At 68.8% G+C, this 12838-nt stretch carries 10 protein-coding genes, 1 tRNA gene and 1 pseudogene; 6 read left to right on the top strand and 6 right to left on the bottom strand.

All coding sequences use genetic code 11. The features are described from left to right. Position 1: 1 nt before the first annotated feature. Both E3T33_RS11060 and E3T33_RS11055 read right to left on the bottom strand, forming a co-directional pair. Complete coding sequence (locus tag E3T33_RS11060) at positions 2–877, bottom strand: branched-chain amino acid ABC transporter permease (RefSeq protein ID WP_092322927.1); 876 nt, start codon at positions 875–877, stop codon at positions 2–4. 87 nt (positions 878–964) lie between these two features. Beyond that, complete coding sequence (locus E3T33_RS11055) at positions 965–2137, bottom strand: ABC transporter substrate-binding protein (protein WP_092322929.1); 1173 nt, start codon at positions 2135–2137, stop codon at positions 965–967. Positions 2138–2270: 133 nt separating this feature from the next. Between E3T33_RS11055 and E3T33_RS11050 the strand changes: the two genes are divergently transcribed. Then, positions 2271–3314: an LLM class flavin-dependent oxidoreductase gene (locus tag E3T33_RS11050; protein ID WP_134474869.1), complete on the top strand. Its 1044-nt coding sequence runs from the start codon at positions 2271–2273 to the stop codon at positions 3312–3314. A gap of 139 nt (positions 3315–3453) precedes the next feature. Further along, the gene (locus tag E3T33_RS11045; RefSeq protein ID WP_134575309.1) at positions 3454–4368 is read left to right on the top strand and encodes a hypothetical protein; all 915 of its coding nucleotides are present in this window, start codon (positions 3454–3456) and stop codon (positions 4366–4368) included. 104 nt (positions 4369–4472) lie between these two features. Here E3T33_RS11045 and E3T33_RS11040 read toward each other — a convergent pair. The 3 genes from E3T33_RS11040 to E3T33_RS11030 all read right to left on the bottom strand — a co-directional run bounded on the left by E3T33_RS11040 (position 4473) and on the right by E3T33_RS11030 (position 8145). Continuing rightward, a tRNA-Pro gene (locus E3T33_RS11040) sits at positions 4473–4546 on the bottom strand. Positions 4547–4621: 75 nt separating this feature from the next. Then, a complete protein-coding gene (locus tag E3T33_RS11035) occupies positions 4622–5593 on the bottom strand; it encodes a metallophosphoesterase (protein WP_092322934.1) in 972 nt (323 codons plus the stop codon). Continuing rightward, entirely contained in the window at positions 5590–8145 is a 2556-nt protein-coding gene (locus tag E3T33_RS11030; protein ID WP_092322936.1) for a transglycosylase domain-containing protein, read from the bottom strand. The genes E3T33_RS11035 and E3T33_RS11030 overlap by 4 nt, the downstream gene beginning before the upstream one ends. Positions 8146–8195: 50 nt before the next feature. On the opposite strand from E3T33_RS11030, the gene E3T33_RS15275 reads away from it, so the two are divergent. Both E3T33_RS15275 and E3T33_RS11025 read left to right on the top strand, forming a co-directional pair. Next, positions 8196–8366, top strand: a complete 171-nt coding sequence (locus tag E3T33_RS15275) for a hypothetical protein (RefSeq protein WP_166784470.1) — start codon at positions 8196–8198, stop codon at positions 8364–8366. A gap of 2 nt (positions 8367–8368) precedes the next feature. Beyond that, positions 8369–8839, top strand: a complete 471-nt coding sequence (locus E3T33_RS11025; protein WP_092322937.1) for a RidA family protein — start codon at positions 8369–8371, stop codon at positions 8837–8839. 248 nt (positions 8840–9087) lie between these two features. Here E3T33_RS11025 and acs read toward each other — a convergent pair whose 3' ends face one another. After that, positions 9088–11040 carry an acetate--CoA ligase gene (gene acs, locus E3T33_RS11020; protein WP_134575308.1) on the bottom strand — a complete coding sequence of 651 codons (1953 nt, stop codon included), beginning with the start codon at positions 11038–11040 and terminating at the stop codon, positions 9088–9090. A 454-nt stretch (positions 11041–11494) separates the two neighbouring features. Between acs and E3T33_RS11015 the strand changes: the two genes are divergently transcribed. Continuing rightward, on the top strand, positions 11495–12553 hold the full coding sequence (locus E3T33_RS11015) for a TadA family conjugal transfer-associated ATPase (RefSeq protein ID WP_092322940.1): 1059 nt from the start codon (positions 11495–11497) through the stop codon (positions 12551–12553). Further along, a pseudogene (locus E3T33_RS11010) lies at positions 12550–12838 on the top strand (hypothetical protein); the annotation flags it as partial. The gene E3T33_RS11015 and the pseudogene E3T33_RS11010, both read left to right, overlap by 4 nt.

Below are 12838 nucleotides of genomic sequence, written 5' to 3'. Positions count from 1 at the left end.
ATCAGACCTCCCGCGTCTTGCGTGCGCCGAACAGGCCCTGGGGCCGCAGGATCAGGATCAGGAACAGCAGCCCGAACGCCACCATGTCCCGCCAGGAACTGCCGATGTAATTCACGGCGAGCACCTCGGACAGGCCCAGGATCAGGCCGCCGACCAGGGCGCCGGGCAGGGATCCCATCCCGCCGACGACGATCACGGCCAGGGCCTTGAGCTCCACCGCGTGGCCGATTCCAAGCTGGGCGGCGTTGACGTTGAGGGTGAACAGCACACCGGCCACGGCGCCCAGCGCCGAGGAGATGGCGAAGGTGGTGCTGCTGATCCGGCCCACGTTCAGCCCCAGCACGGCGGCGGCGTGGGGGTTCTCGGCGATCGTGCGCATCCCGCGGCCCAGCTTGGATTTGGCGACCAGCCAGGTCAGCACGACCATCAGCGACACGCTGATGACCAGGATGATCACCTGCAGCAGGGAGACGGTGGCGCCGAGGATCTCAAACCGGGCCTGCGGGAACGCGTCGGCCGGGAAGCGCCGGGTGTCCGCTCCGAACAGCGCCTGGAGCAGCGAGAGGATGATCGCCCCGAACGCGATCGAGGAGATCAGCCCCGCGAAGTGCGCATCGTGCCGTCCGGCGAGCGGCCGGAACGCGATCCGTTCGATCAGGACGCCCAGCAGGGCGCCCAGGACGAGCACCAGCGGGATGGCCAGCCAGATCGAAATCCCGAACCGCGACACCACCTCGATCCCCACCAGCGCGCCGGCCGTGAAGACCGAGGCGTGAGCCAGGTTCAGCCGGTCCAGGATGCCGAACACCAGCGTGAAACCGATGGCGAACAGCGCATAGATCGAACCGAGAAAGATCCCGTCGAGAAAGAGTTGCATGGTGACGTCCCTGTTATCGGTCGTGTGCCGCCCGGAATCCGGGCGGCACACGACCTGAGCGAGGCGGAGCGGGGTGCGCGGGTCAGGCTACTCCAGGATGGCGAACTTGCCGTCCTTGACCACCTGCACGAGTGCGTCGTGCACGGCGTCGCGGTTTTCGTTCAGGCTCACGTCGCCCAGCACGGTGGGCACGTCGGTGATGTCACCGAGCCCCGCCTTGATGGCCTCGCGCTCCGCCGAGCACTCGGCGCGAACCGCGTGGTCGATGATCTGCAGCCCGGCATACGCCTGCGCCGAGAACTGGTCGGGGGCGGCATCGAACTTCGCGGTGTAGTCCTCGATGAACTTCACGTTCTGCTCGTTGTCGGAGGCCGAGTTCCACGCGGCACCCACGATGACGCCCTCGGCGGCTTTTCCGGCGCCCTTGATCAGGGCGGGGGAGTTGAAGCCGTTGCCGCCGATGATCGGGGTGTCGATGCCGATTTCGCGCGCCTGGGTGACCAGCGGCACGGCCGCGTCGATCAGGCCGGAGACGACGATCGCGTCGGCGTCGGACTTCTTGGCCTTGTTCAGCAGGGCGCGGAAGTCGGTGTCGGCCTTGGAGAAGGTCAGCGTGTCGGCGATGTCGACGCCCTCGTCCTTGAGAGCCGCGGCAAAGGCCTGGTAGCCGGATTCGGTGAAGGCGTCGTCGTTGCTGTACATCACGACGACCTTCTTCACGTCGAGGGTCTCGACGGCCGCCTTGATGGTCTGCGGAATGACGGCATCCTCGGTCAGGGAGTCCCGGAAGATGTAGTCGCCGATTTCCGTGATGCCGGCAGCGGTGTTGGACACACCGAGCACGGGGACCTTGGCGTCCTGGGCGATCGGGTTCGTCTGCTTGGCCGTGTTCGACAGCGTCGGGCCGATGATGACGGCGGCGCCGGAAGCGATCAGGGTGTCGAACACCTGGATGGCCTGCTTGGGGTCGGTCGCGTCGTCCTCGACGGTGAGCTCGTAGGTGACCCCGCCCACCTTGTTCAGGTCTTCGACGGCGAGTTCGAGCGCGTTCTTCTGGCTCGCGCCGTACTGCGCTGCCGCTCCGGTCAGGCTGAAGGCCGCGGAGATCGGCACGGCGGACTTGATGACGCAGTCCGCTCCGGTGCCGGATCCGGTCGCGCCGTCATCCTTCGTTCCGTTGCCGGACGTGGTGCTGCACCCGGTGATGGCGAGCAATAATGCGGAACCGCAGACAGCGGCAGAGAACAGTTTTTTTCTCATCGTGTGGACCTCCTTGGCCAAAGGCGAGTTTACCGTCCTACCCCCGGGAGGGGAGGGCCGCGGGGGTGGAACGGGCGTTTCGATTTGGTCACGGGCGGGAATCAACCGGCCGGGCCCCCGGTTGCACCGAGGGATGAAAACGCTACCGATCAACGTGCTCGACCTGGCCGCCCGCCCCGCCGGCGGAACCAACGCGGAGGCCGTGGCCGGCAGCATCCGCCTCGCCCAGGCCGCGGAAAACCTCGGCTACGACCGGTTCTGGGTCGCCGAGCACCACAACATGCCGGCGATCGCCTCGAGCGCCCCGCCGGTGCTGATCGCGGGCATCGCGGCCCGCACCGAGCGCATCCGGGTCGGCTCCGGCGGCGTCATGCTGCCCAACCACGCCCCGCTCGTCGTGGCCGAACAGTTCGGCACCCTGCGCGCCCTGTACGGCGACCGGATCGACCTCGGGATCGGCCGGGCGCCCGGCACGGATGGCGCCACCGCGATGGCCCTGCGCCGCAGCACCGAGGGCCTCGGCGTCGACGACTTCCCCCAGCAGCTCGTGGACCTGATCGGCTTCTTCCACGGCGGCATGGACGAGGCCAACCCGATGCGCACCATCACCGCCTACCCCGGGCTCGGCGACGCCCCGCAGATGTGGCTGCTCGGCTCGAGCGGCTTCAGCGCGCAGGTCGCCGCAGCCCTCGGACTGCCGTTCGCCTTCGCCCACCACTTCGCCGGCGAGAACACGGAGGCCGCCCTCGCCATCTACCGCGAGCGGTTCGAGCCGAGCCGCTTCCTCACCGCGCCGCACACGATGATCGCCGTCGGCCTGGTCAGCGACGACGACCCCGAGGTGGTGCGCCGGGAGTCGCTGCCCGGGCTGCTCACCTTCCTCCGGATGCGCCAGGGCCACAAGCCCGAGCCGGTGTCGATCGCCGAGGCGCTCGCCTACGAGTTCTCGCCGCCGGAGCGGGACTTCATCGAGGCCCGGAACCGGCGCCAGGCCGTCGGCACCCCGGCCGAGGTGGACGCCAAACTGACCGCGCTGCTCGAGTCGACCGGCGCGGACGAGCTGATGCTCAGCTCCCAGGCCTCGACGCTCGCCGGCCGCATCCGCTCCCTCGAGATCGTGGCCGCCCTCCGCGCCCCCGCTCCCGCGCCAGCCCCCGCGCTCGCCCGGGTGTCCTGACCCTTTTTTCCCGTGAGGGGTCGCAAATCGACCTTCCCGGCGCCAACGAAGGTCGATTTGCGACCCCTCACGCGCCGGCCGCCGGCGGCGCCTGTGGATAACCCCGACCCCGAGGCTCCGGATGCGGCACTCTGGGCGCGTGGCCTCCCGACTTCCGCTCCCGCCAGAGCTCCGCGACGGCTCATTCACCACCCGAACGGCCGCCGCCCGGGGTATCGGCGAGGGTCGGCTGCGAGGCCCGGACCTCGCCCGTCCGTTCCACGGCATCCGCTCGCCCGACTCCCCGCTCTCGGTCTACGAGCGGGCGGGGGCGCTCCAGCTGCGGATGCCGGACGACGCGTTCTTCTGCACGGTCACGGCCGCCCTGATCCTGGGCAACCCGCTCCCGCCGAGGCTGGCCCGGGCGCCGCAGCTCCACGTGGGCATGCCGGCGCCGATGCGCGCGTGCCGGGCCGCCGGATCCATCGGCCACAAGCTTCAACTCGGCCCGGATGACGTTGGCGAGCGGCAGGGGCTTCGGCTGACCACGGCCGCGCGCACGTGGTGCGACCTCGCCGCCGTCCTCGACGTCGAGGACCTCGTGGCCGCGGGGGACTACATCATCCACCACCGGCATCCGCTCGCCGGCCGCGCGGACCTGGCGGCCGCCGCCGACCGCCACCCGGCCCGGCGCTGGCGAGCGCGCCTGCTGGAAGCGCTGGGGCTGCTGGAGGACCGTGCCGAGTCGCCGCCCGAGTCGGTCATCCGCGTGACGATCGTTCGCGCCGGCATCCTGGGCCTCGCGGTCAACCATCCGATCGCGGATGCGTTCGGCCGGGTCATCGCCCGGGCCGACCTCTGCTTTCCCGTGCACCGGGTCATCTTCGAGTACCAGGGCGATTACCATCGCAGCGAGCCGGATCGGTGGCGCAAGGACCGCACCCGGGTCGCCCGGCTCACGGCTCTGGGCTGGCACGTCGTCGAGATCGCCGCCGACGAGCTCGCCGACCGACGGATGCTGCTGCGCCTGATCCGGGACACCCTCGCCCTGCATCCGCCGGTATCCCGCCGGTGAGGGGTCGCAAATCGACCTTCCCAGGCCCAACGAAGGTCGATTTGCGACCCCTCACAGGGAGAAAGCAGAAGGGCCGCACGATGTGCGGCCCTTCTGTACTGCTGTCGGGGTAACAGGATTTGAACCTGCGACCTCGTCGTCCCGAACGACGCGCGCTACCAAGCTGCGCCATACCCCGATGGCCCGTGGGCCTCCACAAGTATAGATCGAAAATCGGGCGTCCGCTGACGGAGCTCGCGACCCGGCGGATCGGCTAGGCGCCGATGAGGGTGAGCAGTGTCGCCTCGGGCGGGCAGGCGAACCGCACGGGGGCGTAGATCGAGGTGCCGAGGCCGGCCGACACGTGCAGGTAAGACGTGTGCAGGCCGGAGTCCCACAGGCTCAGGCCCTTGACCTGGGCGCGCGGGATGTCGCAGTTGGTGACGAGCGCGCCGAAGCCGGGCACGCAGACCTGGCCGCCGTGGGTGTGCCCGGCGAGGATCAGTTGCGCGCCGTGGTTCACGAAGGAGTTGAGCACCCGCTGGTACGGAGCGTGGCTGACGCCGATCGTGACGGTGGGCCGCGGTTCGGGCGCCTTCCCAGGGTCCGGCCACGTCTCGTCGGCCAGCGGGTCGTTCGCACGCAGGTCGTCGATCGCCCGCGTGATGAGGTCGAGCCGGTCCAGGCCGTGGTGCGGGTCGTCCACGCCGAAGAACTCCAGGCGGGTCCCGTTCAGCTCGAGCGCGACGGCCGCGTTGTCGATGTCGGTCCAGCCGAGCGCGGCGAAGACGCCGTGCAGGCCGGTGATGTCGAGTGCCCGCGGCTGCGACTGGCTGCGGACGGACGGGCCGCCGAAGTATGTGAACGGGTTGAGCGGGCGCGGGCCGACGTAGTCGTTCGAGCCGTTCACGAAGACGCCGGGGATGCCGGCGAACGGCGCCAGGGCATACTCGACGCCCGGGATGCCGTCTTCATGCCCGAGGTTGTCACCGGTGTTGACGATGAGGTCGGGCTTCAGCTCGGCGAGCCCGCGCACCCACTCCTGCTTCTCGGACTGCCACGGTGCCATGTGCATGTCGGACAGGTGCAGCACCCTGATCGGGTCGGAGCCGGGCGCGAGCACGGGCACCGAGATCTCGCGCAGGGTGAAGCGCTTGCGTTCGACCAGGGCGCCCCAGGCGAGCGCGGCCAGGCCCGCCGCGCCTAGCGCGACGGCGGCCGATCCGACGAGGCGTCCCCGGGTCATGGTTTCTTGCCTGGCTCGGCGCCGAGCTTGCCGACGACGATCGTCACAGCACCGCCCGACTTCATCCCGGTGCCGGCACCCGGATCCATCGAGATCACCTTGCCCACCTGCGACGGATCGGTGACGGCCTCTTCCTTTTTATTGACCTTGAATCCCGCCAGCGCGGCCGTGGCCTCGGCCTCGGTCTTACCGACGACGTCCGGCAGGATCTTCAGCTGGCCGTTGCTCGTGAAAATGGTGATGGTGGAGCCGCGGGCCGTGCGGGTTCCGCCGGCCGGGTCGGTGCCTGCCACGGTGCCGGCGGGCATCTCGGAGTCGACGTCGCCGCCGTCCACGGCGTCGAACCCGGCGCCGGAGAGGATGGCACGTGCTTCGTCCATCGACTTGCCGCGCACGTCGGGCACGGTCGCCTGGGGCGCCTGGATGAGCTTGAACGTGGGTTCGGGGAAGGACTCTCCGCCGTACTTCGCGTTGGCTACCGACATGATGTCGGGCCACATCTCGTGGCGGGCAAGCGAGACCTGTTCGCCGTTGTCGAAGTGTTGCTTCCGCTGGCTGAGCGTTCCGGTGACGCTGACCACGCCGACCACCGTGGCCACCTTGGACGAGGCTCCGCTCATCCAGGTGTCCTTGGCGCCGTCCGTGGTTCCGGTCTTGCCGATCATCGGCACGTTCGGGTAGGTGCCGTAGTTGGAACTCCGGCCGGTTCCGTCCGTCATGACGCGCTGCATGGCGTAGGTCATGCCCGCGGCGACATCCGGGGTGACGGACTGGGTGCACTTCGACTTCGGCACCGGCAGCTCATCGCCGCCCGGGCCGGTGATCCGGTCGATCACAACGGGGGAGCAGGTCTTGCCCTTGTTGGCGATCCCGGCGAAGGCGACGGCCATGGTCAGCGGTGCGACCTCGTTGGTTCCGAGCACGGCGCTGGCGCCCTTCTCCAGGTCCTTACCGTCGGCGCGGTGCACGCCGAAGGCCTCGGCGGTCTTCTTGATGCCGCAGAGGTCGAGTTTCTTCGCCATCCCGATGAAGCCCGTGTTGATCGAGCCGACCGTCGACTGGAGGGCGCTGTAGTTGCTGCCGCCCTCGTTCTGGTCGTTGCGCGGGTTGAACCCGGGGAAGCTGATGGGGCCGTCGCAGCTGTCCTGGAACGTTCCCCAGTCGGCCTTGCGGCGGGAATCGGCGCGCTCGTTGAGCGTGTGCCCCTCCTTGAGCCACTCGCCCAGCGTGAAGACCTTGTACGTCGATCCGGGCTGGAAACCGAGCGAGCCGCCCTCGGTCTTGTCGGTGTTGTAGTTCAGGCCGGAATAGTTGCGGCCGGTGGCCTGCACGGCCGGGTCCTGGCTGTAGTCCTTGTTCTGCACCATCGCGAGCACGCGTCCGGTGCCCACCTGCACGCTCGAGACGACGCCGCCGACGTCGCCGCCGCTCCAGACCTTGGGCACGTGCTTGTTCATCGTGTCGATCGCGGCGACCTGGAGGTCCAGGTCGAGGGTCGTGTAGACGTTGTATCCGCCGCGGCGGAAGTTGAGCAGACGGGTCTCCCGGTCTTCGCCGAAGGTGGGGTCGTTGAGCAGCTTCTTCGCGACGTAGTCACAGAAGTAGGCGCTGGAACCCGCGGTCTGGCATCCGGTGCTCGGCTCGGTGATCTTCGGCTCGACCGCCGTCTTGATGGCTGCGTCGTGATCCTTCTGGCTGATCTTCTTGTGCTTGAGCATCTCGCCGAGGATGTAGTCGCGGCGGTCCTTGTTGGCCGCATACCCGTTCGCCGCGCCGTTGGTCTCGCTCTTCGGCCGGTCGAGCTGGAACTTGACCGGGTGGTTCACGATGGCGACGAGGCTGGCCGCCTGCGGCAGGGTGAGCTTTGCCGCGGTGGTGCCGAAGTAGTAGTTCGATGCGGCTTCGATGCCGTAGACGGTGCCGCCGAAGCCGGTGATGTTGAGGTACTGGCGAAGGATGTCGTCCTTCTCGTACTTCTTCTCAACGCCGATGGCGAGGCGCATTTCCTTGAGTTTGCGGTCCGGCGTCGTCTTCGTGGCGGTGTCGTAGCACGCGTCGTGCTTTTCCTTGTCGTCGATGACCTCGCACTTCTGCACGAGCACATTCTTGACGTACTGCTGGGTGATGGATGATCCACCCTGGGTTCCGCTGCCGGAGACGGTCTTCACCGTGGCGCGCACGGTGCCCTGCAGGTCGACGCCGTTGTGCTCGTAGAAACGGGGGTCCTCACCGGCGATCGCGGCGTCCTTGGCGAACTGGCTGATCGCATCCGACTCGACCTCGACCCGGTTCTGGTCGTAGAACGACGCCAGGAGCACGGTCTTTTTTTCCTTGTTCGTGGCGTAGATGTTGCTCTTCTGCGACAGCTGGTCGATGGCCAGGTAGTCGGGCAGGTTCTCGAAGACGTTGATCGTGTTCGTCGCGGCCATGCCGGAAACGGCGATTGCGGGGGTGATTGCGGCGGTGACGAGCACCCCAGCGACAGCACTCATGGCGACGAAACCGATGAAGCCGCCGAGAGCCCCGCTAACCGTACGTTTTTTGGCAGACATACACTTGAGCGTAAGGGACAAAACTGAAAAACCGCCTGAATCGGAGACACATGCCAGCCTGGGAGTACCTCACAACGCCGCTGATGATCCACAACACAGCAGCAATCCTGAACAACTGGGGCTCTGATGGCTGGGAGCTCGTGCAGGTCGTCACCGGCCCGGAGGGCGGGCTCGTCGCCTACCTCAAGCGCCCGGTCGCCGCCGCCGTGAGCGGAGCCTGATCATGTCGCAGATCGAGGCACGCCTGGCCGAGCTGGGCATCGACCTTCCCACCGTTGTTCCGCCGCTGGCCACGTATGTTCCGGCCGTCATCGCCGGTTCGCTGGTCTTCACCTCCGGCCAGCTGCCGATGGTGTCCGGCGCGCTGTCGGCCACCGGAAAGGTCGGCGACGGCCACGGGCTCGTCCCCGCAGCCGACGCCAGGGAGTACGCGCGCCTCGCGGCGCTCAACGGGCTCGCCGCGATCAAGGCGGTCATCGGGTCGCTTGACCGGATCACGCAGGTCGTGAAGGTCACCGGTTTCGTCGCATCCGACCCGTCGTTCACCGGCCAGCCCGGCGTGATCAACGGCGCCTCCGAGGTGCTCGGCGAGATCTTCGGCGACCTGGGCCGGCACGCGCGGTCGGCCGTCGGCGTCGCCGTGCTGCCGCTGGACGCCCCGGTCGAGGTCGAGTTGGTCGTCGCCTTCGCCTGACCGGTCCGGGCAGGCTCGACCACCGGATCGGTGATCGAGCCTGTCAGCGCTCTGATCTCCGCCTGCGTGTGGCTAACTCAGGAGAATCCGGAACGTCGGGGCCAGCCGCCGGACTAGTCCGCGGGCACTGAGCGGGCCGCTCCCGAATCTCCTGAGTTAGCCACAGGGAATCCGCCGGACGGCCGAGCTCCGCTTGACATCAACGAGCTCCGCCTGACCTCAACAGGAGTATCGAGATCCCGGAGTCGTTACTTCATCGTGTTGCTGATCGACTGCATCACCATGGTGTCGGCGAGCGTGGTCACGTCGCCGATCTCACGGCCCTCGGCCACATCGCGCAGCAAGCGGCGCATGATCTTGCCCGAACGAGTCTTCGGCAGCTCCTTCACGATGAAGATGTGCTTCGGGCGGGCGATCGCGCCGATCTGCTGGGAGACGTGGGCGCGCAGGGTCGCCGCGATGTCCGCGTGCGACGTGTCGTCCAGGTGGCTGAACTTGATGATCACGAACGCCACGACGGCCTGGCCGGTCACCTCGTCCGAGGCGCCTACGACGGCCGCCTCCGCCGTCATCGGATGCGCCACGAGCGACGATTCGATCTCGGCCGTGGACAATCGGTGGCCCGACACGTTCATCACGTCGTCGACGCGGCCGAGCAGCCAGATGTCGCCCTCGTCGTCGAGGCGGGCGCCGTCGCCGGCGAAGTACAGGGACTTGTTGCCGAACTTGTCCCAGTAGGTTTCTTTGAAGCGTTCCGGGTCGCCCCAGATGCCGCGGAGCATCCCCGGCCAGGGTTCGGTCACGACGAGCAGGCCGCCGTTGCCGTGGCCGACGTGCGCTCCGTCGTCGTCGAGCACGTCGATCGTGACGCCGGGGATCGGCACCTGGGCCGCGCCCGGCTTGGTGGTCGTGAGACCCGGGAGCGCGGAGATCATGATCCCGCCGGTCTCGGTCTGCCACCAGGTGTCGACGACCGGGGCCTTATTGCCGCCAATGACCTCGCGGTACCACATCCAGGCTTCCGGGTTGATCGGCTCACCCACCGACCCGAGCACCCGCAGGCTCGACAGGTCGAACTTCTGCGGGATCTGGCGGCCGAGTTTCATGAACGTGCGGATGGCGGTGGGCGCGGTGTACAGGATGGTCACCTTGTACTTCTCGATCAGCTCCCACCAGCGGCCGGGGTGCGGCGTGTCGGGGGTGCCCTCGTAGAGCACCTGGGTGGCGCCGTTGGCGAGCGGGCCGTAGGTGACGTAGCTGTGGCCCGTGATCCAGCCGATGTCGGCGGTGCACCAGTAGACATCCGTCTCCGGGCGCAGGTCGAACACGTTCTTGTGGGTGAACGCGGCCTGGGTGAGGTAGCCGCCTGTGGTGTGCAGGATGCCCTTGGGCTTGCCGGTCGTGCCCGACGTGTAGAGGATGAACAGCGGGTTCTCGGCGGCGAAGGGCTGGGCCTCGTGCTCGGCCTCGACCGAGGCGAGTTCCTCGTGCCACCAGAGGTCGCGGTCGGTCCAGTCCACGTCCTGCCCGGTGCGCTTGACCACGAGCACGTTCCGCACGTAGGACTCGCCGCTGGCCAGGGCCTCGTCGACGGCCGGTTTGAGAGCCGAAACCTTGCCCTTGCGGTAGCCGCCGTCGGCGGTGATCACGAGCACGGCATCCGCGTCGTCGATGCGCGCGCTGATGCTCTCCGGGCTGAAGCCGCCGAAGATCACGGAGTGCACGGCGCCGACGCGGGCCACCGCGAGCATGGCGACGATGGCCTCCGGGATCATCGGCAGGTAGACGGCGACGCGGTCGCCCGCGGTCACGCCGAGCTTGATCAGCACGTTGGCCGCCCGCTTGACCTCCGCGGTCAGCTCGGCGTAGGTGATGGCGCGAGTCTCGCCCGGCTCGCCTTCCCAGTACAGGGCGACGCGGTCGCCGTTGCCGGCCAGAACGTGGCGGTCGAGGCAGTTGTACGCGACATTCAGCTCGCCGTCTTCGAACCACTTGGCGAAGGGCGGGTTGGTCCAGTCGAGGGTCTTGGTGAACGGCTTGTGCCAGTGCAGGAGCTCGCGGGCCTGGTCGGCCCAGAATCCGAGGCGGTCCGCGGCGGCATCCGTATACAACTCAGGCTTCGAGACCGACTGCGCGGCGAACTCGGGAGTGGGCGGAAAGTGGCGGGTTTCGTTGAGGAGATGATCGATCTGGACGCTCATGGTTCTGGTGTCGCTCCTTTGCGAGGAAGTTACTCAGGCGCGTTGGGGCCCCCGGGAAGTACCCTACCGCGCCGACAGTGCCCTCGGATGGGGGGCTACCCCGAGGTCTCCGGCGGCCCTCACAATGACTGTTGGGAGCCGGTCAAATCGTGTCCTCATTTATGGGGACTCAGAGGACTTGCGCTTCCTCCCAGAATGCGTAAACTGATACGCGTCTGAACGAAAGTTCTGAACAGCAGCGCGCATGGTTCCCCCCAATCAGCGCGTTGCCGAGGCGGCACCTGTTCCCCCCAATAGGTGCCGCCCCCCTCTTTTTAACGGCTCTTTTTGACGGCTCTTTTTGACGGCCGTCCCGCCGGCCGGGGCCCCTCCTCCCCAGCCGGGCCGTGCCGCGGCCGCCCGGTGAAGAGTCCCGGTGCCCCCGCTCCCGCGTAACACGGCGTAACTTCGGCGCATGTCCATCCCTTTCGTCGCCGTCCCGTCGTTCGCGGCGCCGGCACCCCGGCATCCGGTGGCTGGCGGTTCGGCGGACGTGTCGGGGCTTGTTTCTGCGGATGCCTCGGAGCTTGCGTCTGCGGATGTTTCCGGGCTGGGCCCGCTGGCCGGGTACGCGGCATCCGGGCCGGTCACCGACCTGTTCGTCAACGGGGAAGCGGGCCTGTGGCTGGACTCGGGCCGCGGCCTGGTCCACCAGCCGGGCTGGCGTTGCGACGAGCATGCGCTGCGCGAGCTGGCCGTTCGGCTGATCGCCCTCGGCGGGAGACACCTCGATGAGGCGACGCCCTGCGTCGATGTGCGCCTGGCCGACGGCATCCGCGTGCACGCCGTGCTGCCGCCCGTCTCGAGCACGGGCACCCTGCTCTCGATCCGGCTTCCCCGTGCCGAGCGGCTTGGCCTCGCCGCGCTGGCGACCGCCGGCCTGTTCGGCGCCGGGGAAGAGGCAACCGCGCAGGTCGCCAGGCTCCGCGCCGCCGTGCACGACCGGGAGAACCTGCTGATCACCGGCGCGGCCGGGAGCGGCAAGACCACGCTTCTGGCGGCGTTGCTCGGCGAGGCTCCGCCGGACGAACGGATCGTCGCGATCGAAGACGTCGCCGAGCTGAGGATCGCGCACCCGCATGTGGTGGCGCTGGAGGCGCGGCAGGCGAACCTCGAGGGCGCCGGCCGGATCGGCCTGCAGGGCCTCCTGCGCGAGGCGCTGCGGATGCGGCCGGACCGCCTCGTGCTCGGCGAATGCCGCGGCGAAGAGGTCCGAGAGCTGTTGGCCGCGCTGAACACCGGTCACGACGGCGGCGCCGGCACGCTGCATGCCAACTCGCTGGAGGATGTCCCGGCGCGGCTGGAGGCGCTCGGCGCGCTCGCCGGGATGACCGCGGAGGCGGTGGCCCGGCAGGCGGTCAGCGCCATCGGACTGGTGCTGCACCTCGAGCGCTCGGCCGGATCCAGGCGACTTGCCCAGATCGGGCGCCTCGCCCTCGGTGCGCGCGGCCACCTGGTCGTGGAGCCCGCGTGAGCAGGCGCGGCGAACCGCCGATCGAAGAAGTGGCGGCGGTGACCCAGCGCCTCGCGGTGCTGCTGTCCGCCGGGGTGTCCGCGGTGTCCGCCTGGGGCTATCTCCTGCCGGACGAGCCCGCAGGCGCGGGCGCCGGACCGAAAACCGGGGCGCCGTCACGGCACCCGACGGAGCCGGACGCCGCCCGGGTCGTGCGTGCCGCCGCCGCGGCCGGGCGGCGCGGGGAGAGTATCGCCGATGCGGTGGCGCAGGAGGCCCGGGCGCTGGGCGGGCAGGCCGGTGACG

Source organism: Cryobacterium sp. TMT1-2-1 (assembly GCF_004403955.1).
In the GTDB taxonomy this organism is placed as follows: Bacteria; Actinomycetota; Actinomycetes; order Actinomycetales; family Microbacteriaceae; genus Cryobacterium; species Cryobacterium psychrotolerans.
Note: the sequence above shows the minus strand (reverse complement) of the source record. Positions and strands in the feature narration are given on the sequence as shown.